Origin of the sequence: Undibacter mobilis (genome assembly GCF_003367195.1) — a bacterium.
Lineage (GTDB): Bacteria > Pseudomonadota > Alphaproteobacteria > Rhizobiales > Xanthobacteraceae > Pseudolabrys > Pseudolabrys mobilis.
The window spans coordinates 1-24,128 of sequence record NZ_QRGO01000001.1 but is presented as its reverse complement, the minus strand read 5'-3'; the positions used below and the strand labels follow the sequence as shown (position 1 = coordinate 24,128).

21 protein-coding genes are annotated in these 24,128 nt (G+C 64.5%); 10 read left to right on the top strand and 11 right to left on the bottom strand.

The window, feature by feature from the left end; genetic code table 11:
- Positions 1-11: 11 nt before the first annotated feature.
- From DXH78_RS00105 to mtnA, 5 genes are all read right to left on the bottom strand, one after another.
- A complete protein-coding gene (locus DXH78_RS00105; RefSeq protein WP_115515155.1) occupies positions 12-1,211 on the bottom strand; it encodes an O-antigen ligase family protein in 1,200 nt (399 codons plus the stop codon).
- 151 nt (positions 1,212-1,362) lie between these two features.
- The gene (gene asnB, locus DXH78_RS00100) at positions 1,363-3,318 is read right to left on the bottom strand and encodes an asparagine synthase (glutamine-hydrolyzing) (protein WP_115515154.1); all 1,956 of its coding nucleotides are present in this window, start codon (positions 3,316-3,318) and stop codon (positions 1,363-1,365) included.
- Complete coding sequence (locus DXH78_RS00095; protein ID WP_115515153.1) at positions 3,319-3,906, bottom strand: D-sedoheptulose 7-phosphate isomerase; 588 nt, start codon at positions 3,904-3,906, stop codon at positions 3,319-3,321.
- A 14-nt stretch (positions 3,907-3,920) separates the two neighbouring features.
- The gene (locus DXH78_RS00090) at positions 3,921-5,975 is read right to left on the bottom strand and encodes a bifunctional aldolase/short-chain dehydrogenase (protein WP_115515152.1); all 2,055 of its coding nucleotides are present in this window, start codon (positions 5,973-5,975) and stop codon (positions 3,921-3,923) included.
- A 3-nt stretch (positions 5,976-5,978) separates the two neighbouring features.
- A complete protein-coding gene (mtnA, locus tag DXH78_RS00085; protein WP_115515151.1) occupies positions 5,979-7,088 on the bottom strand; it encodes an S-methyl-5-thioribose-1-phosphate isomerase in 1,110 nt (369 codons plus the stop codon).
- A gap of 264 nt (positions 7,089-7,352) precedes the next feature.
- Here mtnA and egtB point away from each other — a divergent pair, with 264 nt between their 5' ends.
- The 6 genes from egtB to gtdA all read left to right on the top strand — a co-directional run bounded on the left by egtB (position 7,353) and on the right by gtdA (position 13,323).
- The gene (gene egtB, locus DXH78_RS00080) at positions 7,353-8,606 is read left to right on the top strand and encodes an ergothioneine biosynthesis protein EgtB (protein WP_115515150.1); all 1,254 of its coding nucleotides are present in this window, start codon (positions 7,353-7,355) and stop codon (positions 8,604-8,606) included.
- 44 nt (positions 8,607-8,650) lie between these two features.
- On the top strand, positions 8,651-9,637 hold the full coding sequence (gene egtD, locus DXH78_RS00075) for an L-histidine N(alpha)-methyltransferase (RefSeq protein ID WP_115515149.1): 987 nt from the start codon (positions 8,651-8,653) through the stop codon (positions 9,635-9,637).
- A gap of 147 nt (positions 9,638-9,784) precedes the next feature.
- Positions 9,785-10,657 carry a fumarylacetoacetate hydrolase family protein gene (locus tag DXH78_RS00070; RefSeq protein ID WP_115515148.1) on the top strand — a complete coding sequence of 291 codons (873 nt, stop codon included), beginning with the start codon at positions 9,785-9,787 and terminating at the stop codon, positions 10,655-10,657.
- A gap of 126 nt (positions 10,658-10,783) precedes the next feature.
- Complete coding sequence (locus tag DXH78_RS00065) at positions 10,784-11,350, top strand: NADPH-dependent FMN reductase (RefSeq protein WP_115517642.1); 567 nt, start codon at positions 10,784-10,786, stop codon at positions 11,348-11,350.
- A gap of 18 nt (positions 11,351-11,368) precedes the next feature.
- Positions 11,369-12,127, top strand: coding sequence for an SDR family NAD(P)-dependent oxidoreductase (locus DXH78_RS00060; RefSeq protein ID WP_115515147.1), 759 nt, complete (start codon positions 11,369-11,371; stop codon positions 12,125-12,127).
- A gap of 131 nt (positions 12,128-12,258) precedes the next feature.
- Positions 12,259-13,323 (top strand): gentisate 1,2-dioxygenase, encoded by a 1,065-nt coding sequence (gene gtdA / locus DXH78_RS00055; protein ID WP_115515146.1) that lies wholly within the window; start codon positions 12,259-12,261, stop codon positions 13,321-13,323.
- A gap of 142 nt (positions 13,324-13,465) precedes the next feature.
- Here gtdA and DXH78_RS00050 read toward each other — a convergent pair whose 3' ends face one another.
- The 3 genes from DXH78_RS00050 to DXH78_RS00040 form a co-directional block, all read right to left on the bottom strand.
- Positions 13,466-15,421 (bottom strand): TRAP transporter permease, encoded by a 1,956-nt coding sequence (locus DXH78_RS00050; RefSeq protein ID WP_115515145.1) that lies wholly within the window; start codon positions 15,419-15,421, stop codon positions 13,466-13,468.
- Between the two features lie 4 nt (positions 15,422-15,425).
- Entirely contained in the window at positions 15,426-16,385 is a 960-nt protein-coding gene (locus DXH78_RS00045) for a TAXI family TRAP transporter solute-binding subunit (protein WP_168192653.1), read from the bottom strand.
- Positions 16,386-16,578: 193 nt separating this feature from the next.
- Positions 16,579-17,475 (bottom strand): LysR family transcriptional regulator, encoded by an 897-nt coding sequence (locus DXH78_RS00040; RefSeq protein ID WP_210209482.1) that lies wholly within the window; start codon positions 17,473-17,475, stop codon positions 16,579-16,581.
- 102 nt (positions 17,476-17,577) lie between these two features.
- Between DXH78_RS00040 and DXH78_RS00035 the strand changes: the two genes are divergently transcribed.
- Positions 17,578-18,747: an MFS transporter gene (locus DXH78_RS00035; protein ID WP_115515142.1), complete on the top strand. Its 1,170-nt coding sequence runs from the start codon at positions 17,578-17,580 to the stop codon at positions 18,745-18,747.
- A gap of 134 nt (positions 18,748-18,881) precedes the next feature.
- Here the strand turns inward: DXH78_RS00035 and DXH78_RS00030 are convergent, their stop codons facing one another.
- Positions 18,882-19,967 (bottom strand): isocitrate/isopropylmalate dehydrogenase family protein, encoded by a 1,086-nt coding sequence (locus DXH78_RS00030; RefSeq protein ID WP_115515141.1) that lies wholly within the window; start codon positions 19,965-19,967, stop codon positions 18,882-18,884.
- 96 nt (positions 19,968-20,063) lie between these two features.
- Between DXH78_RS00030 and DXH78_RS00025 the strand changes: the two genes are divergently transcribed.
- Complete coding sequence (locus DXH78_RS00025; RefSeq protein ID WP_115515140.1) at positions 20,064-20,852, top strand: hydroxypyruvate isomerase family protein; 789 nt, start codon at positions 20,064-20,066, stop codon at positions 20,850-20,852.
- Positions 20,853-20,933: 81 nt separating this feature from the next.
- Entirely contained in the window at positions 20,934-21,509 is a 576-nt protein-coding gene (locus DXH78_RS00020; protein WP_115515139.1) for a hypothetical protein, read from the top strand.
- Here DXH78_RS00020 and DXH78_RS00015 read toward each other — a convergent pair.
- Both DXH78_RS00015 and mbfA read right to left on the bottom strand, forming a co-directional pair.
- Entirely contained in the window at positions 21,506-22,384 is an 879-nt protein-coding gene (locus DXH78_RS00015; RefSeq protein ID WP_115515138.1) for a metallophosphoesterase family protein, read from the bottom strand. The two genes, DXH78_RS00020 and DXH78_RS00015, sit on opposite strands and share 4 nt — an antisense overlap.
- A gap of 128 nt (positions 22,385-22,512) precedes the next feature.
- Positions 22,513-23,472 carry an iron exporter MbfA gene (mbfA, locus tag DXH78_RS00010; RefSeq protein ID WP_115515137.1) on the bottom strand — a complete coding sequence of 320 codons (960 nt, stop codon included), beginning with the start codon at positions 23,470-23,472 and terminating at the stop codon, positions 22,513-22,515.
- A gap of 162 nt (positions 23,473-23,634) precedes the next feature.
- Here mbfA and DXH78_RS00005 point away from each other — a divergent pair, with 162 nt between their 5' ends.
- Complete coding sequence (locus DXH78_RS00005; protein WP_347337750.1) at positions 23,635-24,078, top strand: NUDIX domain-containing protein; 444 nt, start codon at positions 23,635-23,637, stop codon at positions 24,076-24,078.
- The last annotated feature ends 50 nt before the right edge of the window (positions 24,079-24,128 follow it).

The window sequence follows — 24,128 nt, the reverse complement described above, 5'->3', positions numbered from 1 at the left end:
CGTAAACGCTTTTAAGACTCTGAGTTGCTGTGCGCAACGCGCGCCGCTTCCCTCAGTACCGCCCCCCCAGCCACACCGACGCCAACCACATACAGCCACGCATGCGTGAAATCGAACAGGTGGGAATTGAACATCGAGCCGGCGATGTTCTGCAGGACGATGGCCAGCCCCATCCAGCCCGCGACACTCCGCGACGCGAACAAGGCCAGGTGGGATAGCCACATCGCGATCAGAATCGCGATGCCGACCACGCCGATCTGAATTCCGACTGCAAATAATTGATTGTGCGGGTTGGCCGCGATCGTTGCCGCCATTCCCGTCTGTCCCTCCGCGGCCTTTTTGAATTGGGCGCGGATGGAGCCGGTGCCGTGGCCCAAAACCGGAGCCTCGGTCATGAATCCGAGCGACTTGCGCCAGAACTCCAGGCGCTCGCCCGCCGGCGTGGCCCGACCTTCCGGGCTAAATGTCTGAACCTCCTCGACAAATCCGACCGTCCGGGTCCGCAGGAAGTCTGCGGTCGGCCAGGCGGCGCCGATGAGGATGACGACCGCCGCGAGCATCGCGGCCGCGCCGCGCCAGCCGAATTGCCGGAATCCGAACAACAGCAGCAGCGATGTTGTGACGACCAGTGCGGTGCGGCTGGTGGCGACATAGAAGATGTTGAGAAGGCACAGCGCCGCAAGCAGCGCCAGCGCAACCGGGATACGGCGCTGGCCGGCGGCCCATTTGTCGGTGCTCAGCCGAACGAAGAACAGCAGCGCCACGGTCAGCACCGCGCTTTGCGCGATGTAATCCTTCACCGGAATGCCGCCCGCCCTGAGGACCGGGGAAAGATCGAGGCCAAAGTAACCAGCCCACGACACGGCGAGCAGCACCGCGCAGGAGATCGCAAAGCCGATCATGACGGTGCCGGCGCGGTCGGAGCGGCTGAATTGCGCAAACAGCAGCGGGATGCAGAGCAGCCGGACAAACGTATCGAGCCCGTCGAGACGTTCGTGCCACGGCACCGTCGCCCACAGCGTGCCAAGCGCGGCAACGCCAACGAGGGCGATGATCAAATAGCCCGCCGGTCGCGAGAAGGCCTGCCGGTAGTCCTCGCGCGTCAAGGTCTGCAACACCGTGAGCAGCCACAGCCCCGCAAATATTCCGGTCAAGGACGTCGACCACGGCAGCGAGGCAGCGAGGCAAACGACCAGCCAGTCGGCCAGCATTGGCAGGCTATGGCGGTAAGACTGCCAAATTGTCACAGCATGTTTCTCGGGAAGGGTGGCGCGCGGCGACCACGTTTTGACCTGCGGGCGACCATGCCACAGGCCCTGACACCGCGCAATTCGGTGAGCCGACGCACCGCCCTTTGCGGCGCTATTGCTCCACCGGCGCCGCGTTGCCGGTCATCCACCGGTCACGCCACGCTTCCAGCATCAGCACGTTCCAGATCAGATACTGCCAGTTGCGCTTGCCGCTGAGGTGCTCCTGCCACACCTCACGAACACGGCGGGCATCGAGTAGCCCCGTATCGGTGAGGCGGCGCTCGTCGAGAAGGTTTTCCGCCCAGTCGCGCAGCGGCCCGCGCAGCCAGTCGCCGAGCGGAATGCCGAAGCCCATCTTCGGGCGTTCGATCAGCTCTTTCGGCACATGACGGTAGAGCACCTCGCGCAGCAGCCATTTGCTGGTGCCGTTGCGGATCTTGGCATGGCGCGGCAACTGCCACGCGAACTCCACCACGCGATGATCGATCAGCGGCACGCGCGCTTCCAGCGCCACCGCCATGCTGGCGCGATCGACCTTGGTGAGAATGTCATTCGGCAGGTAAGTCACCAGATCGAGAAACTGCATCCGGTTGAGCAGGTCCGGAAACTCGGCCGTCACTGCCGGGTCCGCCAGGACGGTGTTGTACTCGTCGGCGTTCGGCATCACGGAGCCGGGCTCCCAATGGGTGACAAGACGCCGGTAAACCGCCTGGCTGTCCGGCTGGTCGAGAACCTCGGCAAACTTGTGCAGCCTGTCGCCAATGGCGACCTGGCGCAGGCGCGCCGGCAAGCCTGCCAGCAGCCGCGTCCAGCGATCGGGCGATAGTGTGCGGATCGACGCGGCTAGGCCGCGGCGCGCCGGCAGTGGCATCAGCGACAGGCCACGCCACATGCGTTCGGCAAGCTGATAGCGGGTATAGCCGGCGAACAATTCGTCGCCGCCATCGCCTGACAGCGCCACGGTGACATGCTGCCGCGTCAGCGCGGAGACCAGATAAGTCGGGATTTGCGACGAGTCGGCGAAAGGCTCGTCATACATGTCGGCGAGCTTTGGAATCACATCGCGCGCCTGCTGCGATGTAACGGTCAGCTCGGTGTGATCGGTCTTGAGGTGACGCGCCACCGAGGCCGCGTATTGCGCCTCGTTGTAATCGGGAATGTCGAAGCCGATCGAAAAGGTCTTCACCGGGCTCGCATTGACCTTCTGCATCAAGGCAACGACGGTTGACGAGTCGACGCCGCCCGAGAGAAAGGCGCCGAGGGGCACATCGGCGATCATGCGGCGCTGCACCGCGTCGGTGAGCAGCGCTTCGAGGCGGTCGGTCAGTTCCGCGTCGCTGCCGGCGAGGGTATTACTAATGCCGTTGCGCGCGATCTCCCGCGCATTCCAGAAGCGCGCGATCTTCGGTTCTCCGCCCCACGGCAAAGTCAGGATCGTGCCGGGCTCAAGCTGCTGCACGCCTTCATAGATGGTGTGTGGTGCCGGCACGTAATCGTGTCGCAAATAGGAGGCGACGGCGCGGCGGTCGACGCGCGGCTCCCAGCCGGGACAGACGCGCAGCGCTTTCAACTCCGAGCCGTAAATGAAGAGGCCGCCGAACTTCGCCCAATAGAGCGGCTTGATGCCGAGCCGGTCACGCACCAAAGTCAGCGTGCGCTCGCCCTTGTCCCACACGGCGATGGCGAACATGCCGATCAGCCGCTTCACGGTGGCCTCGATGCCGTAGGCCGCAAAGGCCTCCAGCATGACTTCGGTATCGGAATGGCCGCGGAAGGCAACGCCGCGCGCCTCGAGCTCGGCGCGCAGCTCAAGAAAATTATAGATCTCGCCATTGTAGACGATGACGTAACGGCCGTTGGCCGAAATCATCGGCTGGTGCCCGGCGGGCGAGAGATCGACAATCGAGAGCCGCCGCTGCGTCATGGCGACACCGGTATCCGGATCGCTCCAGACGCCGTAATCGTCGGGTCCGCGATGCGCCACGGCATCGCCCATCGCCTTCGCCAGCCGCTCCAGCGAATTGGCGCCCCGTGCCGAAGCGTTCAGCAGCCCTGCAATGCCGCACATCTATTTGACGTATCCCAGCTCGATCTCGATCGCGCCGCACAGCATCTGGCCCAGCGTGATGTGCATCTCCTGAATACGCGCCGTGGTGTCGGACGGCACCACGAGAAGATGCTCGGCAAGGCCGGGCAGGTCGCCGCCGCCTTTGCCGCTGAAGGCCGCTGTGATGAGGCCCATTTTCTTTGCCTGCTTCAGGGCGAGCACGACATTCGGGCTCTTGCCCGAGGTTGAAATGCCGAGCGCGATGTCGCCGGGCCGGCCGAGCGCCTCGATCTGGCGGGCGAAGATGTGGTCGAAGCCGAGATCGTTGCCGCCCGCGGTCAGCGCTGAGGAGTCCGTGGTCAGGGCGATCGCCGCAATGGCAGGGCGGTCCTTCTTGTAGCGGACGGTGAGTTCGGTCGCGAGATGCTGGGCATCGGCGGCGCTGCCGCCATTGCCGAACAGCATGATCTTGCCGCCGTTCCGGACCGACGTGACGCAGGCTGTGAGCAGGCCGGCGAAGGGCTTTTGCAATGCCGCTTCAGTCGCCTGCGCGACGGCGCGCTGCTCGGCGAACTCGGCCTTGTAGAAGGCGGTAACATCGAAGGACATGTGCACCGTTCCTTTTAGCGCAACGCCGCGGCAACATTGCCGCCATCGACCGTCAGCACCGCGCCGGTGGTCTTGCGCGCCAGCGCCAACGACACGAAAGCCTCGGCGACATCCTCGGCGCGCACTTCGCGGCCAAGAAGATTGCCGCTCATGTAATCGCGCTCCGAGACGCCGCGCGCGGTGGAGCGCGCCTTGACCATGTCGTCCGTCAGCAGTCCCGAGCGAATGCGGTCGGCGTTCACGGCATTGGCCGTGATGCCGTCGGCGCCGTAGTCGATAGCATATTGCCGCATCAGCGCCATGGCCGCTGCCTTGGGCAAGCCGTAGGGGCCAAAATTCGGGCCCGGATTGACCGCCTGCTTCGACACGTTGAACAGCAGCGTGCCGCCGGTCGCCTGCGTCAGCATGAGCTTCACGGCGGCCTGCGCCACATTCTGCGCGCCGAAAAAGTTGAGTTCGAAACTCTTGCGCAGGACAGCGTCATCGACCTCGCCAATGCGGCCTTGCCACGCCGCGCCGGCATTGGCGACGAGAATGTCGACGCCGCCGAACGTCGTGGCGACAGCCTTGAAGGCTGCATCGACCGAAGCTCGATCGGTGACGTCGCAGGCTAGTCCCAGCGCGCCCAGCGATTTCGCCGTCGCCTTGACTTGCTCTTCATTGAGATCGAGGAGCACGACCTCGGCACCTTCACGCTTGAGGGCTGCGGCGGTCGCTTTGCCGATAGTGCCAGCGCCGCCAGTGACGATGGCGACCTGTCCCTGCAGGGCTTTGGGCTGCGTCTTGCCGAGTTTGGCCTGCTCGAGCGACCAGTATTCCATGTCGAACTGGGCGGCCTCGTCGATGGTCTCGAAGCGGCCGGTCCTCTCGGCATCGAGCACCACCGCGGCGCAGGTTTCTGCAATGTCAGCGGTTACGGCGGCGTCTTTCGCCGTCGGTCCGATACCGAACAGGCCAAGGCCCGGCACCAGCGCGACGCGCGGCGTGTCGTCGAGCGGCTTCTTTTTCGGATTGGCCTTGGCGTTGTGCTGCTCGAAGTAGGCGCGATAGCCGGCACGGAATTTGTTGACTGCGTCGCGCGCGGCTGTGGCGAAATCCTCTAGCTTGCCAGTCTCCGGCGCCGGCAGGATTAGCGGTTTCGGCTTCGTGCGAATGACGTGATCAGGCGTCACCGGGCCTAGTTGGCTGTAGCGGGCAAGCTCCGCGCCATTCACATAGTCCAGCACCGCGGGCGTGGCGCGATGCTCGAGTATGACGCGCGCGAAACGGCCTTCATCCTTGTCGATCGGCGAGGCGAGCAGACCGCGCAAGATCGGTGCAACGTCGCCGACGCTGGCGAGGCTCGCCGGAAGCTTCACCTGCACCAGTTTCCTGTCCGCGCCCTTCGCCAGTTCCTGCTCGGCGAGGCTGACCAGCCCGATCATCCGCTCATAGGCTTCGCGTGCCGTCGCGCCGAACGAGAAGATGCCGTGCTTATGCAGCATCAGGCCGATGCAATCGGGATGGGCGTTAAAGGTTTCCTTGGCTTTCTTGGCCAGCGCGAAGCCCGGTGGCACGAAATCAATGACAGGCACTTTCGGGCCGAACACTTTTCGGCACAGCGCCATGCCGTCCGGCCGGTCGCATAGCGACAAGGTGGCGTTGGCATGGGTGTGGTCGACGAATTTGTGCGGGATGAAGGCGTGCAGCAGCGTCTCGACCGATGGTGTCGGCGACCCTGCGTCGATCAAATTGGTCCGCTGAAGGTTGACCATGTCCTCGTCGCTCAGCGCATCAAGCGCGGCCAGTTCGAGCAACGGCGTTAGCTTTACCGCCGGCAGGCCGGGTGGCTCGATGATGCCCATGTCCCAGCCCGAGCCCTTGACGCAAAGCACATCGACTTTCCGGCCGAGACTGTCGGTCACCTTGGTCTTGACCGAGGTATTGCCGCCGCCGTGCTGCACGAGCCGGGGCTCGCCGCCGAGCAGGCGTGTCGTATAGGTGCGCAGCGCCAGATCCTCGTTGACGCCCTGAGCGGCGTATTTCGTCACCGCCGCGCGCGCCGCCTCATCGGACCAGAGATTTTCCATGGCTTAAGTCCCCAGGCCCTTCGGCGCGCGTTCGGGAAACAGTCCGCGCAAGCCTTGTGCCGAAGCCGCGCAGACGCCACGCTCGGTGATGAGGCCGGTGACAAGGTGTGACGGCGTCACATCGAAAGCATAGTTCGCCATAGCGCTGCCGTCGGGGGCGATATTGATTTCGACCACCGAGCCGTCGGGCAGGCGGCCGCTCATGTGCGACAGCTCCTCGCCGCCGCGTTCCTCGATCGGGATTTCCTTGATGCCATCGTTCAGCGTCCAGTCGATGGTCGGCGAGGGCAGGGCGACATAGAACGGCACATCGTTGTCCCTTGCCGCCAGCGCCTTGAGGTACGTGCCGATCTTGTTGCAGACGTCGCCGCGCGCCGTGGTGCGGTCGGTGCCGACAATGGCGATATCGACCATGTCGTGCTGCATCAGATGGCCGCCGACATTGTCGGCGATGACGGTGTGCGGTACGCCGTGCTGGCCGAGCTCCCACGCGGTGAGGTTCATGCCCTGATTGCGCGGCCGCGTCTCGTCGACCCAGACATGGATCGCAAGTCCGGCGTCATGCGCCTTGTAGATCGGCGCCAGCGCGGTGCCCCAGTCGACGGTGGCCAGCCACCCGGCATTGCAGTGGGTGAGCACATTGATCCGCTCCCCCTTCTTGCTGGCCGCTATATCGCGGAGGATCGTCAGGCCGTGCTCGCCGATCGACGCGTTGAGCGTGACATCTTCGTTGGCGATGTCTCCAGCGCGCTTCCAAGCGGCGGCGACGCGCGCCTCGCGCGGCTGGTTGCGCAAGTGGGCGCGCATCTCGTCGAGCGCCCAGCGAAGGTTGATGGCCGTCGGCCGGGTGGCGAGAAGGATGCCATATGCGCAATCGAGCGTTTCGTCGGAAGCGTCCGATGCCATAGCAAGGCAAATACCATAGGCCGCCGCGGCGCCGATCAATGGCGCGCCGCGAACCTGCATCGTTTTGATGGCATGGGCGACGTCCTGCAGCGTCCGCAGTGAGACAGTGGCGAAGCGATGCGGCAGCCGGGTCTGGTCGATGATGTCGACGGACCGGCCGTCATTTGCAACCCAGATCGTACGATAGGATTTGCCGCTGACGCGCATCTGCCCCCCGATGTGCCCTTATAGAGTTGCGCCCAGGAGGTTTCAATCGACGGCTATCATATTGCTTTGGCGGGCGAATCCGAACTTGCCGGAGGCGTAAATGTGCCAGCTATGGACACATTCGCGGGCCTCGCCCAAAAGTGAAGTCCGGGCGATTGTCTGTGTGTTGGGACAATGGAACAATTGCGGCCGCCGATCTTATCTATGTATGGATTGGCTCCCCGCCGGGGCGCGTTGTCTTTGAAGACCATTACGGAGGCCCGTATGGCCCCAACCGCAATGTCGTCGGTCTCCGGCGCCTTGTCTCGACATCAAACGATCGAAGAACGGCGCCGCCACTGGCTGGCGGCGTTTCGCACCGTGCGCGCGGAGACCGAACGGCGCGCTTCCTTCCTGTCGGCGGAAGACCAGATCGTGCAGTCGATGGCGGATGCGTCGCCCACCAAGTGGCACCGCGCGCATGTGACGTGGTTCTACGAAACCTTCCTCGTCCGCGAACACGAAAAGTCCTATGTGCCTTTCGACGAGCGCTTTCCGTTCCTGTTCAACTCTTACTATGTCGCCGCCGGCCCGCGGCACGCGCGGCCGCAGCGCGGTCTGATCACGCGGCCGAACAGCGAAGAGGTGATGCGCTACCGCGCGCATGTCGATGCTGCGGTCGAGCGGCTGATTGAGAATGTGCCGGAGGACATGGCGCCGCGCTTTTTCGAAATTCTCGAGATCGGCCTCAATCACGAACAGCAGCATCAGGAATTGCTGCTCACCGACATCCTGCACGCCTTCGCGCAGAACCCGACGAATCCGTCTTACGATTCCAACTGGCAGATGCCGCGCGGCGTCACGGGACCGCGGGAGGTGAACGACTTCGTCGATGTGCCGTCGGGCATCCAGCCGATCGGCCATGACAATGCGGGCTTCTGTTACGACAACGAATTGCCACGACACGAAGCGCTCATCCCGAGGATGCGCATCGCGCGCCACCTCGTGACCAATGCGCAGTGGTTGGCCTTTATCGAGACGGACGGTTACCGCACGCCGTCGCTGTGGCTGTCGGACGGCTGGGCGGCGGTGCAGACGGACGGCTGGGAGGCACCGGGATACTGGCGGCAGGTCGATGGAACCTGGCACGTCATGACCTTGGGCGGGCTTCGGCCCGTGGATCCGGCCTCGCCGGTTTTGCATGTCAGCTATTACGAAGCTGACGCTTTTGCCCGTTTTGCCGGTAAACACCTGCCCAGCGAGCAGGAATGGGAAGTTTCGGCGCGCGCCGGCCTGATCGCCGATGGCTTCGGCATGGCTTGGCAATGGACGCGCAGCGCTTATTTGTCCTATCCGGGTTACCGCGCTGCCGAAGGAGCGCTGGGAGAATATAACGGCAAGTTCATGAGCGGACAAATGGTGTTGCGCGGCTCGTCGCTGGCAACTCCCGACGGCCATGAGCGTTTAACCTACCGCAACTTCTTTTATCCGTCGGCGCGTTGGCAGTTCTCAAGCCTGCGCCTTGCCGAATTTCCCTGAACGGGACGGCACTCGGAAGACACATGATCGGATCGTGAGGCCCTATGGTCGCGTTGGCACGAACTCAATCTTTTATCGCGGATGACGCCGAAACCTCGGCGTTCGCTGCCGATGTCGTCAAGGGCCTGTCCGCGCAGCGCAAGCGTGTGCCGCCCAAATATTTCTATGATGCCGTTGGCTCGGAACTGTTCGAGCGCATCACCGAGCAGCCCGAGTATTATCCGACGCGTTGTGAGATGAGCATCCTGCGCGAGCAGGGCGCGGAGATCGGCAAGCTGATCGCGCCCGGCGCGGCGCTGGTCGAGTTCGGTTCGGGCTCGAACCAGAAGGCGCGCATTCTGCTGGCCGCCGTAAAGGATCTGGCGGTCTATGTGCCGGTCGATATCTGCGGCCCGATGCTGGAGCAGGAAGCCGCCGAACTGGTGCCTGACTTTCCCGCGCTCAAGGTGCGGCCGGTCGAGGCCGACTTCACGCAAGCCTTTGAATTGCCGCAGGAGGCGCGGGACGCCACCGCGCGCGTCGGCTTCTTTCCCGGTTCGACCATCGGCAATCTCGAGCCGCATGAAGCGGCGAGTTTCCTGCGCAACGCGGCCAAGACGCTCGGCCCCGGCGCCAAGATGATTATCGGCGCCGATCTGGTGAAGGATGCCGAGGTCCTCAACGCCGCGTATAACGATGCGGCGGGCTTTACCGAGAAATTCAACCTCAATCTGCTGATGCGCATCAACCGCGAGCTCGGCGGCAATTTCGATCTGTCGACCTTCGAGCATCATGCCTTCTACAACCGGGAGCGTCAGCGCATCGAAATGCATCTGGCCAGCACCAGGCGGCAGAAGGTCAAGGCGGCGGGCGAGACCTTCGACTTCCGCGCCGGCGAGACCATCCACACCGAGAGCAGCTACAAGTACACGGCGGACTCGCTGGCGGCCTTGGCGCGCGGCGTTGGCTGGGAGCCGGCCGGCGTGTGGACCGATGCGGATTGCCGTTTCTCGATCCAGGCGTTTTCGTTACCCGAAAAGACCAAGGCCTGAGCGGAGGGGCTTGAGCCCACGCCCTCCCGCAATCCGAAAATGGCCGCGCACTCTGGCTGTTGAACGACAGCCTTGGTCTGCGCTAAGCCTCCCCCGACAGCCCGCGCAATCGCGCGCGGCGCGCGACAAATTCGGGTGAGGCACGCGATGAAGATCGTCAATTTCCAATCTAATAATGGCGTGCGGATGGGCGTGGTCGATGGCGACAGCGTCGTCGACGTGAACGCGGCCGACAACAAGCTGCCCTCCGAATATGGCGCGTTCCTGCGCGCCGGCGGCGACGTCAAGGCGCTGGCCGATGTGGTGAAGAAGGCGCCGGCCTCGGCGCGCGTGCCGCTCGCCGGCATCAAATACGCGTTGCCGGTGACGAGCCCGGGCAAGGTGATCTGCCTCGGCCTCAATTATCTGGACCACGTCAAGGAAGGTCCGCAGAAGGACAACATCCCGAAATTCCAATCGATCTTCTTCCGTATGATGTCGTCTTTCACGGCGCCCGGTGCGCCGTTGATCCGGCCGAAGACGTCGATCCAGTTCGACTACGAGGGCGAGCTCGTCGTCATCATCGGCAAACGCGCCAAGCACCTCACGCTGGAGAACGCGGCCGATTGCGTCGCCGGCTACACCTGCGGCATGGAAGGCTCGATCCGCGAATATCAGCGCCACACCACGCAGTGGGGCATGGGCAAGAACTTCGACGAGACCGGCAGCTACGGCCCGTGGGTCGTCACCGCGGACGAGCTGCCGCGCGGCGGCAAGGGCCTCAAGATCGAGAGCCGCCTCAATGGCAATGTGATGCAGTCGTCGAACACCGACCACTTCATGTTCCCGGTCGCGGAGTCGCTGGTTTATCTCACCGAAGGCATGACGCTGGAGCCGGGTGACGTGCTGTTCACCGGCACGCCGTCGGGCGTGGGCCATGCCCGCAAGCCGGAGCCGGTGTGGATGAAGGCCGGCGACACCATCGAGTGCGAGATCGGCGGCATCGGCGTCCTCAAGAACACGATCGCCGACGAGAAGTGAACGAAGAGCCTTCCTCTGGCGTTGTCACCCTGAATTTGACAGAGTGCGCGTCCCGCGAAATCCGCGGGGCGCGCCTCCTCGCATATGAAGCGGGCGCTGCGGGGCGACGACGTGACGGAGATTGCAATGGCCGACCAGCTCAAGGTGCTGACGATCTGCGGATCGCTGCGCAAGAATTCGTACAATCACGCGCTGGTGCGCGCGCTGCCGGCGCTGGCGCCCGCGGGCATGACCTTCACCGAAGCGCCGCCGTTCGACGGCTTTCCGTTCTACAACCAGGATATCCAGGACGCGTCCGGTTTCCCAGCTCCGGTGGTGACATTTGCCGACGCGGTGCGCGCCGCCGATGGCGTCATCATCGTCACGCCGGAATATAACTGGACCATTCCGGGCGCGCTGAAGAATGCGTTCGACTGGGTCTCGCGCCTGAAGGACCAGCCTTTCAAGGACAAGCCGGTGGCGCTGCAATCGGCCAGCGGCGGCCCGCTGGGCGGCTCGCGGATGCAATATCACATGCGACAGTCGCTCACTTATCTCAACGTCTTCCTGTTCGGCACGCCGGAGATTTTCGTGTCTTTCGCCCAGAACAAGTTCGACAAGGACACGCTCGAACTGACCGACCAGCCGACCCGCGACATCGTCAAGACGCAGCTGGCGGCCTTCGGCGGCTTCATCCAGCGCGTGAAAGCCTGAACGGGAAGGGAGGAAGCCATGTCCCGGCTTCAGGGTAAGGTCGCCATCGTCACCGGCGGCGCCAAGGGCATCGGCCGGCATTATTCGCTGGCATTGGCCGCCAACGGCGCGAGAGTGATGATTGCCGACATCGCCGACGGCAAGGAGGTCGTCGCCGAAATCGCCAAGGCCGGCGGCAGCGCGTCGAGCACGATCTGCGACGTTGCAGACGAAGCTTCGGTGAAGGCGATGGTCGCCGAAACGCTCAAGCAGTTCGGCGGCATCGACATCCTGGTCAACAACGCGGCGCTCTACGCCACGCTCAAGCCGCGCCCGTTCGACGAGTGGGACGCCGATTTGTGGGACAAGGTGATGGCGATCAACATCAAGGGCACCTATCTGCCGTGTCGCCACGTCGCCCCGCACATGATCGCGAAGAAGGCCGGCAAGATCATCAACATTGCCTCCGGCGCACCCTACAAGGGCATCCCGCGCATGTTGCCTTACGTGACCTCGAAGGGCGCCATCATCGCCTTCACCCGGGCGCTGTCGCGCGAACTGGGCGTCCACAACATCAACGTCAACACGCTGTCGCCCGGCTTCACCTTGTCGGACACCGGCCTCGCCAACACCGTCCATGTCGAGGAGGAAAGCGAGAAGGCGAGGGCGTCCCGCGCCCTCAAGCGTGACGCTTACCCGGAAGACCTAACCGGCGCGCTGCTGTTCCTGGCCTCCGACGACAGCAATTTCGTTTCCGGCCAGTCCCTGGTGGTTGACGGCGGCTCGGCGAATAACTGAGTGGGCCGGCCCATCGGCCGGCGCGGGACAGCGCCGTAACGTGGGGTTGTTTCGCCCGGTATCGATTTGCGCTATACAATGGTTACAAACGGAACGATCGGGCGAACCAAACCGCCCCAGGGAGTGCGCGCATGTCGATGGCGACCGAAGCCAATCCTGGCTCCAAGCACAACATTCAGGCTTCGCGGCAGGCCTATTACGAGAAGATCAAGGGCTACAACCTCGCGCCGCTCTGGGAGGTGCTCAAGGGCCTGGTGACGCCGGAGCCGAAGACCCAGATGGTGCCGGCGGTGTGGAAGTTCCCGCAGGTCGAGAAGCTGATGCTCGAAGCCGGCGAGGTCATCACGGCCGAGGAGGCCGAGCGCCGCGTGCTCGTGCTCGAGAACCCCGGCGATCCCGGCAAGTCCAAGATCACCAATTCGCTGTTCGCTGGCATCCAGCTCATCATGCCCGGCGAAATCGCCGACGTGCATCAGCATGTCGCTTCCGCCATCCGCTTCGTGCTCAAGGGTGAGGGCGCCTATACGGCGGTCGAGGGCGAGAAGTCGAACATGGAGCATGGCGACTTCATCATCACCGCCAACTGGGCGCCGCACGACCACGGCAACACCGGCAAGGAGCCGGTGATGTGGCTCGACGTGCTCGACATGCCGACGATCAATCATTTCCAGGCGTCGTTCGCCAAGCACTTCGACGAGAAGATGCAGAACGTGAATCACGAGGACGGCGACTCGTTCGAGCGCTATGCCACCGGCGTCCTGCCGGACGGCATGCCGACGGTGACCAACCGCTCGCCTGTCATCAATTACCCGTATCGCAAGATGAAGCCGGTGCTCGAGCGTCTGCGCAAGACCGGCGACATCGACAAGCGCTTCGGCGCCCGCGTGCGCTACGCCAACCCGATCAATGGCGGGCCGGTGCTGCCGACCATGGGCGCGCATCTGTCGCTGTTGCCCAAGGGCTTCACGGGCGAGCCTTACCGCTCGACCGACGGCACGGTGTTCTGTGTCGCCGAGGGCTCAGGCGTCACAGTCGTTGACGGCAAGCCGCTGGAGTGGGCCGTCAACGACGTCTTCGTCATCCCGCCGTGGAAGCGTTACCATCATGAGGTCAAAGGGTCCGAGGACGCCGTGCTGTTCTCGATCTCCGATCGTCCGGCGCAGGAAGCGCTCGGCATCTGGCGCGAAGGGAATTGAGACACTTGTCCCGGGCGCGGCGCGGCATGAAATGACGCGCCGCAGAACCGGGGCCTTTGCGTATCGGAGTTTTTGACGGTCCCGGCTTTGCGATGCATCGCTACGCTGACGCTTCGCGCTGCATCGCGTCCGGGTCAGGCTTTTACGGCGCCGCCACCTGCGGCGCCGTTTGCTTTTGGGCGCGGCTCTGCATCCAGTTAAATGCCAGCAGCGCCACGGCGCCGGTCAGTCCGGCCCAGTCGAGCCATTGCGCGCCGGCAAAAACGTGCGGCGGGATCAGGATGGCGACGGCGGCCGCAACGAAGCCGAGGCGCAGCGGCGTCGACAGCGGCGCCACGGCGAAGCCGACAATGCCGGCGGTGCCGATGAAGATGCCGAGCAGGTTGCGCGCCAGATTCCAGATGATCGCCGGCCAGGTGTCGTTCATCAGCATCGATGGCTCGGTGACGAACAGGAACGGGATGAAGAATGTGCTCCAGCCGACCACCACCGCGGTCCAGCCGGCATTCCAGCCCGGCACGCGCGCGATGTTGGCCGCGGCATAAGCGGCGATCGCCACCGGCGGCGTGATCATCGACAGCATGCCGAAATACATCACGAACATATGCGCCGCCATCGGCGACACGCCGAGCTTGATGATCGACGGCGCCAGCAGCGAAGCGGTGAGCACATAGACGCTCACCGTCGGCATGCCCATGCCGAGGATGATCGAGATGATCGCGGTGAGCAGCAGAAGCACGAACAGGTTCTCGCCGGCCAGCGAGATGAGCTGCAGCGTCAGCCCGAAGGAAATGCCGGAGATGTTGAGCGCGCCGACTACCATGCCGGCCGCAGCGCCGATCAGGATAATGTCCAGCGCGGCTTTGCCGGTGTCGAGGATGGCGCGCAGCATTTCGCGCGGCGTCACGCGCTTGCCGCGATAGCCGAAGACGAGGCAGAGCACGATCATGATCGCGGTCGCGTAGACGGCGGCGCGCTCGATCGGGATCTGGAAGACTTCGGGCCAGGCAAGCGTCGCAATGAGGAAGATGAGCGGGATCGGGAAATGCCAGCCCGATTTCACCACCTCGGAGAAACGCGGCATGTCCTCGACCTGCGCCGCCCCGATCTTGTGTTTGGCGGCTTCGAGATCGACGTGGAAGAACAGCGCCGCGTAATAGAGCAACGCCGGGATCGCGGCGGCGATGCAGACCGCGCCATAGGACACCTGCAGGAACTCGGCCATGATGAAGGCGGCGGCGCCCATCACCGGCGGCATCAGCTGCCCGCCGGTCGAGCCGACCGCCTCGATCGCCGCCGCGCGCGTGCGCGTAAAGCCGGAGCGCGCCATCAACGGAATGGTGACGATGCCGACCGCCATGACGTTGCTGACGGCGGCGCCTGAGATGAGGCCGAACAGGCCGGAGCCGACCACGGCGATCTTGGCCGCGCCGCCACGGAAGCTGCCCATGCCGGACATTGCGAGGTCGGCGAAATAAGCGGCGCCACCGGTGCGGCCGAGCACCTGGCCCATCAGTGTAAAGGGCACGACGATGAGCACCGCTACCGACAGGATGCTGCCGATGATCGCGTTGGTGTCGAGCCCGTAATAGACCAGCAGGCGCTCCGGCGACACCGTCCGCGTGGCGAAGTCGCCCGGCATGTGCGGGCCGATGAAGACGTAAGCGGATATGACGAGGATAATGGCAACCAGGACGCCGCCGGCGGAGCGCCGCGTCGCTTCCAGCACCAGCAGCACGATGATGGCGCTGCCGATGACGCCTTCCGTCGGCAACATGGCGATCGACAGGGTCAGGTCTTCGTAACGATAGGCGATGTAGCCGCAAATGATCAGCGCCAGCGCCGCGCCGATCCAGCCGATGACCGGACGCTGGTAGCGGGCATTGATGAAGGAGAGGGCGAGCGCCAGACCGAGGCACACGGCCAGCAGCTGCTCGGTGTAAAACGACAGGCCGAACAGGCGGCGCGGCAGGTCGATGACCCAGCCGACAACGCAGATCAGCAGAAGGGCCTGGAGGATGTCGGTGGCGACGGCAACGCTGCGGGAAACGGACGGCGCGGGGCCGGCCGTTTCGTCAATGGCGTGAACTTCACTCACGGGCTTACTGGACCTTTACGGCTTCAAGCTTGTGGTCCTTGAAGTACTTCAAGGCGCCGGGGTGATAGGGCAGGTTATAGGTCTTGTAGAGCTTCTTGTCGTCGAAATCGCGCAGCGCCGGTTGCACGGCGACGAGGTCGGCCTTGTTGGCCTGTAGCGTTTCGATCATCTTGATGACGACCTCGTCTTTCACCTTGGCGTTGGTCAGCAGCATGTTGTCCCAGGTGTAGACCTCCATCGGCTGTTCGACGCCGACGAAGAACGGCGAGGGTACGGCCGGCGTGAGGTAGCCTTCCGGCACGATCTTCTGCGCGGCGGCCATGCCGTCCTTCGGAATGGTCAGGGCGCGAATGCCGCCGACGGTGGCGTCGACTTCGCGCACCTTGGCGCCTCCGAAGGCAAAGAAGAACATGTCGGCCGCGCCGTTGGCGAAATCGTCGGCGCCGCGCACCACGTTCGGCACCAGCACCGGCTTGATGTCGCCTTCATTGAGCCCGCCGGCGGCGAGGATCGCCTTGACCATCGGATCGATGGTGCGCATCGCCGAGAAGCCGAGCACGACGCGCTTGCCCTTGAGATCGGCGACGGTCTTCATCGGCGAATCCTTGCGCACCCAGAAGGCGCCGCGCAGCGAATGCAGCGAGCCGACAAGGCGCAAATCGGGATTGGCCTTCACGGCCGCTTCGGTTTCGAAGATGTTGGCGATGCCGAGATCGGCTTCACCGCGCGCGACCAGCGGGATCAGCGTGGTTTCGCCGGCCGTCGGCTGCACCAGCACGTTCATGCCGCCTTTTTCCTTGAGCACCTTCGCGATCGCCGAGGCGGTGGTGTGACTGAGTGTGCCCGGCGGCATGGTGGCGATGCCGTAGGTCTGGGCCTGCGCCGCCGTGGCGGCGAGCGTCAGCGCAGCAATGGCGCCGAGCGTGTTGCGCGCAGCACGGGCGACGCGTGTCTCGAATGACATGGTTTTTCTCCTCCCTGCCGATCCGGTCTGTCGCGCAGGTGTGAACGCTGCCGGATCGTGTTTTCTGTGGCGGCAGCGTAGGCGCTGGCGTGCGTCAGTGCAAAGCCAATCCTGGCAAACGGCTTTCGGATGACCGGAAAATATACGGTGCATGCGGGCGGCGGCCCATCGGCGCAGAATGGTGCATGCGCCGTTACGCGGGGCGCAATTTCTCGGCCAGAAAATCAACCAGCACGCGCACGCGCGCCGGCATGTTGGCGCCGCCGATGAAGACCGCGTGAATGGCTTCGCGATCCTGCGGGTTGAACTCTTCGAGCAATGGCACGAGGCGGCCGTTCGCGAGCTCATCCTCGATGTGAAAATTGCCGACGCGGGTGATGCCGAGGCCGTCACGCGCGAGCTGCACCAGCGTCTCGCCATTGTTGGCGACCATGTTGCCGCTGACGGGCAAAATGTAGTCGCGACCGTCCTCGCGAAACGGCCAGCCCGGCTCGATGCGCCGGAAGCTGAAGTCGAGGCAATTGTGGTTGATGAGGTCGGCCGGCCGACGTGGCGTGCCGTGGCGCTTGAGATAAGCGGGCGAGGCGATCACGGTGCGGCCGGTCTCGCCGAGGCGCCGGACGGTGAGCGCGCTGTCGGCGAGCGGCCCGAATCGCACCGCGACGTCGGCGCGGCCCCCGATAATGTCGGCGACCTCGTCGCTCAGATCGAGATCGAGCGCAATGCCGGGATAGCGCGCGGTGAACTCGCCGAGCAGCGGTACGATCGACATGCGGCCATGCGCCGAGGCCATGCTGAGGCGCACCTTTCCGCGCGGCGAGGCCTGATCGGCGATGGCGCTCTCGGTCTCGGCGATGTCGGCAAGGATGCGGCAGGCGGCATGGACATAACTCTGGCCTTCGGCGGTCAGCCGTAGCGAGCGCGTGGTGCGCACCATAAGGCGCACGCCGAGCCGGGCCTCGATACGGCCGATGATGCGGCTGACGGCGGAGGGCGTCAGCCCCAGCACCCGCGCTGCGCCGGACAGGCTGCCCTGGCGGGCGACCTCGACAAAGGCGGCCATCTCCCCGGAGTGATCGGTTCGATCCATTTGTGAATCATACGCAAAGATGCCGAACCACGAAAGCGTCTAATCATGTTTGTTGCGATGCACTATGTATGCTGACGCAATAATCAGGAGCGCCGTCCCACCATGAAGCTCAATCCGCCTCTTTTTGCCCTCGCGCTCGGCGCCTTCGGCATCGGCGTCACCGAATTTACGCCCATGGGCATGCTGCCGCTGATCGCCGACGGCCTCGGCGTCTCGATTCCAGCCGCCGGCCTGCTGGTCAGCGCTTATGCGCTGGGCGTGCTGGTCGGCGCGCCGGTGATGACGCTGGCCTTCGCCCGGGTACCGCGGCGGACGCTGCTGATCGGCCTGATGGGCATTTTCACGCTCGGCAATATCCTCTCGGCGCTGTCCGACAGTTACGGCATGCTGCTCGCGGCTCGCATCATTACCTCGTTCAATCATGGCGCCTTCTTCGGCGTCGGCTCGGTGGTGGCGGCCAGTGTCGTGGCGCCGGAGCGGCGAGCGTCCGCGGTCGCGGCGATGTTCTCGGGGCTGACGATTGCGACCATCGGCGGCGTGCCGCTCGCGGCATGGCTCGGCGAAGTGCTGGGCTGGCGCGCGACGTTCTGGGGCATCGCTGCGATCGGCGCCGTGGTGATGGTTGCGTTGCGGCTCGCGCTGCCGCCATTGCCGGTCGGGAAGGGCGCCGACATGAAGGCTGAGTTGCGTGTGCTCGCCCGCGGTCCTGTGCTGCTGGCGCTGGCGCTCACGGTGGTCGGCGCCAGCGCGATGTTCACGGTCTTCACCTATATCGTGCCGATCCTGAACAACGAGACCGGTGTCGGCACATTGTTCGTGACGGCAATGCTCGTCGTCTATGGCGTGGGCTTGACGGTCGGCAATATCATCGGCGGCCGCTTCGCCGATCGTTCGGTCGATGGCACCTTGATCGCTTCGCTGATTGGCCTCGTCGTGCTGCTGGCGGCCTTCGCCGTTGGCATGCGTTGGGAGGCGAGCGCGGCCGTTCTCATCTTCCTGTGGGGTATTGCCAGCTTCGCGGTGGTGCCGCCGCTGCAGATGCGCGTGATGCAGGAAGCGCGCGAAGCGCCGAACCTCGCCTCCGCCATGAACATCGGCGCCTTCAATCTCGGCAATGCGGTCGGCGCCGCGCTCGGCGGCGTGGTGATCGATGCGGACCTGGGCTATCCGATGGTGTCGATCGCCGGTGCGGCGATGTCGGCCATCGGTCTCGTCATGTTGCTGCTGGTGCGGCGGGCGCGAAAGCCTGCGGTCGTGCCGCAGGTGTGTTGAGGCGCCTTGTCCCGTGCGCGGCGCGGCATGAAATGACGCGCCGCAGAACCGGGACCGTCACATCACAGCTTTGTCGCGGTCCCGGATCTGCGATGCACCACTCGCGTGCTGCATCGCGTCCGGGACAAGCGAAGTTACCCCAGCGCCGTCATCACAGCTTTCGAGATCGTCGCCGTTCCGTCACTGCCGCCATATTCCATCGGCTTGAGGCCGGTGCGATAGGCGTCGTCCACCGCCTTCTCGATGCGCAGCGCGGCTTCCGCCGCAGGCTGATGGTCGTGCTTGTCGGCGAGCCAGTCCAGCATCATCGCGGTCGAGAGGATCATGGCCGTCGGATTGGCCTTGCCCTGGCCCATGATGTCCGGCGCGGTGCCGTGGCAGGGCTGAAACACCGCATGCGTGTCGCCGATATCGGCCGACGGCGCCATGCCGAGGCCGCCGATGAGGCCGGCGGCCAGATCGGAGAGGATGTCGCCGAACATGTTCTCCATCACCATGACGTCGAAGTCCCAGGGCTTCTTCACCATCATGGCGGCGCAGGCATCGACATAGAGCTTGTCGGTGGCGACATCGGGAAACTTCGCCTTGCGCACGTCAAAGATCTCGCGCTGCCAGTTGAACGCCTTGAACACATTGGCCTTGTCGACCAGCGTCAGGCGTCCCGGCTTGCCGCGCGTCTTGCGCCGCTGGGCCAGGCGCAGGCAGAAGTCGAACAGCCGCTCGGTAGTCTTGCGCGTCACGACCAGGGTCTCGCGCGCTTCGTCGTGCGTCGTGACGCCCTTGCCCATTGAGGCGAACAGGCCTTCGGTCGATTCCCGCACCAGCACGAAGTCGATGCCGTGCTCATGGGCACCGACGATCGGCGAGGGCACGCCGGGCACCAGCCGCGCCGGGCGAACGCCGGCATAGAGGTCGTAGATGAAGCGCAGTTCGACCTGCGGCATGATCTCGGTGCCGTCGGGATAGCGGATGCTCGGCATGCCGCAGGCGCCCAGCAGAATGGCATCGGCCTCGCCGGCGAGCTTGATGGTCGCCTCCGACATCGACTTGCCGGTCGCCTTGTATTCCTCGGCGCCGGCCGGCGCTTGCGAGAACCGGAATTTGAGGCTCGGCGTCGTGTCCTCGATGCGGCGCAGCACGTCGAGCGCCGGTTTCATCACTTCATGTCCGATGCCGTCACCCGGCAGCACGCAGATATGAAAGGCGGAGTTGGCGGACATGCGGCGTTCCTCGATGCAGGTGGCCTTTGCGGCACTTGAGCGCTAGGTTTGCCTGCTAATGAATACGGCTGCAGGGACGGGCGCAAGGGGAGAAGCATGCCGCGGTTTTCCGCTCACATCGATTATCTGTTCAAGGAGCGCCCGCTCATCGAGCGCATCGATGCGGCGGCGGCGGCCGGCTTCACCGCGATCGAGGGCCGCTTTCCCGATGGCGTTGCCGCCGCCGACTACAGGCGCGCCGCCATGCGCAACAATCTCAAGGTACTCGGCATCAACACGCCGCAGGGCCGCGAGGGCGAGTTCGGCCTTGGCGCGCTGCCCGGCCGGCAGGACGAGTGGCGCGCCTCTTTCGCGCAGACGCTCGATTACGTCGAGGCGGTGAACGGCCTCGCCATTCATTGCCTCGCCGGCATGGTTGGCGCCGGGCAGCGCTGCGAAGCGGAAGCGGTGTTCGTCGACAACCTCAAGCGCGCCGCCGATCAGGCCGCGGCGAAGAACATCAAGCTCTACATCGAGCCGATCAACCAGCGCAGCGTGCCGAACTATTTTCTCTATCAGGTCGAGCACGCCGCGGACATCATCGCCAAGGTCGGCAGCGACAATGTCTTCATGCAGTACGATTTCTTTCACGTGCAGATCGTCGGCGGCGACATTATCGAGCGCTTCAGGACGTATCAGCCGCTGATCGCCCACATCCAGTGCTCGCAGGTGCCGGTGCGCCACGAGCCCAACGAGGATGGCGAGATCAACTACCCTTACGTCTTTGCCGAGATCGACCGGCTCGGCTATCCGTTCTGGGTCGGCTGCGAATACATCCCCTCGACGCCGCGGACCGAGGACAGCCTGGGCTGGATTCGCTCCTATGGGGTGGTTCCCCGCCAGTAAGCTCTGGTTAACCGTCAAACTGACTGAAAAACCTCACGATTCTCCCTTTTCCGGGCTTTCGGGGCCTGCTAAAAGGGCGCCATGTGGGGACGCCGCAAGAAATCTGATTCCGAGACGCCGCAGCCGCCGACGCCGCTCAAGGAGGCTATGCGCGAGGCGCGCATCGAGGCCGCCGAGCGTTCGGCGGTTATCGTTGATCTGCGCGATGCTGAAGTGGCGCGGCTGGAACTGCTGAACGAAGCGCTCGATCCGCTGTTTGCCGAAATCCCGAAAGACGTGGAGCTGTTCGACCGCGGCGTCAGCCGGGGCGAGACGCCGCGGCTCTGGGTCGACGTCGTCTCTCATGTCGAAATGGGCCGCGACAAGCGGCAGTACCGTTTCGTGCAGGACACGCGCTATGGCCGCGCCGTGCTGACCGAGAGCTATGACGTGCCGGAAATGGTGTCGGCGGTGACGCGCTATGTAGCGCGGCGCCTGCTCGAGCGCGACCGCGCTTTGGCCGATGACGTGCCGTTCGGCCAGGCGGCGACGCTGAAATCCATCGAGGATGAACAGCGCCGCGGCCGTCTGCGTGGCCTGCGCATGTTCGTTTACGGTGCGGTGGTCGCGGTGGCCGCGCTGTTCACCTGGGCGCTGCTGACGGCGCCGGTGCCCTAAAGCGCCTCGCGCTTCACTTCCCTAACGTCCCCATCCTCACTCATCTGCCGCACCACCATCTCGCACCGCCACGCGCCGGGCACACCCTCGATGCGGTAGAGGTGATAGCCGGCATTGTCCTTGTCCATGCCCGGCCGCACCGAAGCCGACGGCACGCCAACGGCCGGCACACGCGCGCCGTTTGGTCCGTCAATATAGTTGAGCATGTCGCGGTGGTCGTGGCCGTGCAGCACCAGCTCGGCGCCGTGCCGCGCGATCACGCGCATGAAGGCGCCGGCGTCGGTGAGGCGCTTGTAGGCCGGCGCGTCGCTCACGGGCGGATGATGAATGAGCACGACGCGAAACAGTTTCTCGTCGTGCATGCGGTGGAGCAGGGCCCCGAGCGCGCCCAGTTGGCCGTCACCGAGTTCGCCGGTCGCCTGGAACGGCGCCGTCGGCACGCCGGTCGAGAGGCCGATGATCGCGAGCGGCCCGCGCCTCCGCACGTAAGGAAAGGTCTCGCCGTCATCGCCCAGCATGAATGGGCCCCAGGCGCGCGCGGCAAAGCCGGCGCATTCGGCGACATAGATGTCATGATTGCCGAGCACGAAGCTCACGGTGTCGGGCTTGCCCAGGATGTCGAGAAAGCCGCGGCCGGCGGCATATTCGGCTTCCAGCCCGATATTGGCGATGTCGCCGGTGACGGCGATGTGGTCGGGCGCTTGCGCCTTCATATCGGCGACGATCGTGCCCAGCACCGCCGGGTCATGGATGAAGCGGCGCTTGCGCTGCCAGTTCAGATAGCCGGTGATGCGCTTGCTGCACAGGTCGAGCGCATGCGCCGGCGGCAGCGGTGCGAGGTGAATGTCGGAGAGATGGGCGAGGGTAAAGGGCATGCCGGTATGTAAAGCACGCCACGACTAGGGATGTCATGGCGGGGCTTGCCCCGGCCATCCCGCTTAGGTGGGCACGGTGCGTCCCTAAGCGGGATCACCGGGTCAAGCCCGGTGATGACAGAGTGAGCTCACGAACTCCCGATCAAGATGCCGGAGATGAACACCAGCACGCCGCCGACCACGATCTGGAACGCCGCCTTGAGGAACGGCGTGTCCATGTATTTGTAGCGGATCCAGGAAATCACCCCGAGTTCGATCACGACCACGATGACCGCAACGATGGTCGCAATATAGAAATCCGGGATCAGATAAGGCAACGCATGGCCGACACCGCCAATGGTCGTCATCAGGCCCGACACCAGGCCACGCAGCCACGGCGCGCCGCGGCCGGTCAGCGAGCCGTCGTCCGACAAAGCCTCGGCAAAACCCATCGAGATGCCGGCGCCGACCGACGCCGCCATGCCGACCAGAAACGTTTCCCACGTATTGTGCGTGGCGAAGGCCGCGGCGAACAGCGGCGCCAGAGTCGACACCGAACCGTCCATCAGGCCAACGAGGCCCGGCTGCACATATTGCAGCAGGAACATGCGCCGCGCCGTTTCGTGTTCTTCGGCGCGCGCGTTTTCGGTGAGAATTTTCGCGGTCAGCTTGTGCGCCAGCGACTCGTGCCCGGCCTCCGCCTCGGCCAAAGTGATCAGCAGTTCGCGCACCGACGCATCGCGCGCATTCTCGGCAGCCTTGCGGTAGAAGCGCTCGGCCTCGAATTCCATGTTCTCGGCAAATTTGCGCACCTCCTCGAGCCCGAGCGGCCGCATCAGCCACAGTGGCTTCTTGGGATGCAGAAAGCCCTTCACATCCTGCCGGCGGATCAGCGGCAGGTATTCGCCGAACCTCTGACGGTAGAGGTCGTAGAGCATCGCGCGGTGATGCACTTCCTCCTCGGCCATTTCCTCGAAAACCTGGGCAGAGGACGGAAACTGCTCGCGCAGGCCCTCGGCGAAGCCGCGGTAGATGCGGCTGTCCTCCTCCTCATTGGTGATGGCGAGCGCCAGCACTTCCTGCTCGGTCAGGTCGGAAAATTGCTTCACGGAACGGTCCTTCGGTCGGTCGCTGGGACCCCATATATTGGAACCATTCTAAAGAATAAAGGCCCGCTGTCGCCTAACTTTTGACTGTTCGGCTGTTACGACTATGGGCGTTTTCAGGGGGAATCGCGCTTGTCAGAGCTACGCCGCAGGTTCGAGCCGCTGTTGCGACGCGTGTTCCATTTCTACTGGCGCTTTGCCCGCGGTGCGACCCTTGGGGCCTTTGGCCTGGTGATCGACGGGCAGGGGCGGGTGTTCCTGATCCGCCATTCCTACATCAGCGGCTGGCATTTGCCCGGCGGCGGTGTCGAGACCGGCGAGACCGTGAAGACGGCGCTGGCGCGCGAACTGATCGAGGAAGGCAATATCAAGCTCACCGGCGAGCCGGTGCTGCACGGCGTGTTTCACAATCACCGCGTTTCCCGGCGCGACCATGTGATGCTCTATGTCGTGCGCGATTTCGTGCAGGAGCGCGCGCCGGTGCCGGACCGTGAGATCGTGGCGCACGGTTTCTTCGCCATCGACGAACTGCCGGAAGACACCGGCCGCGCCACCCGCGCCCGTATCGCCGAGGTGTTCAACGGGCAGGCCGTGAGCGAGGTGTGGTGAGCGTCGTCAGCCCGAACCCCGTCATTCCGGGGCGCACTCCCGCTTAACCC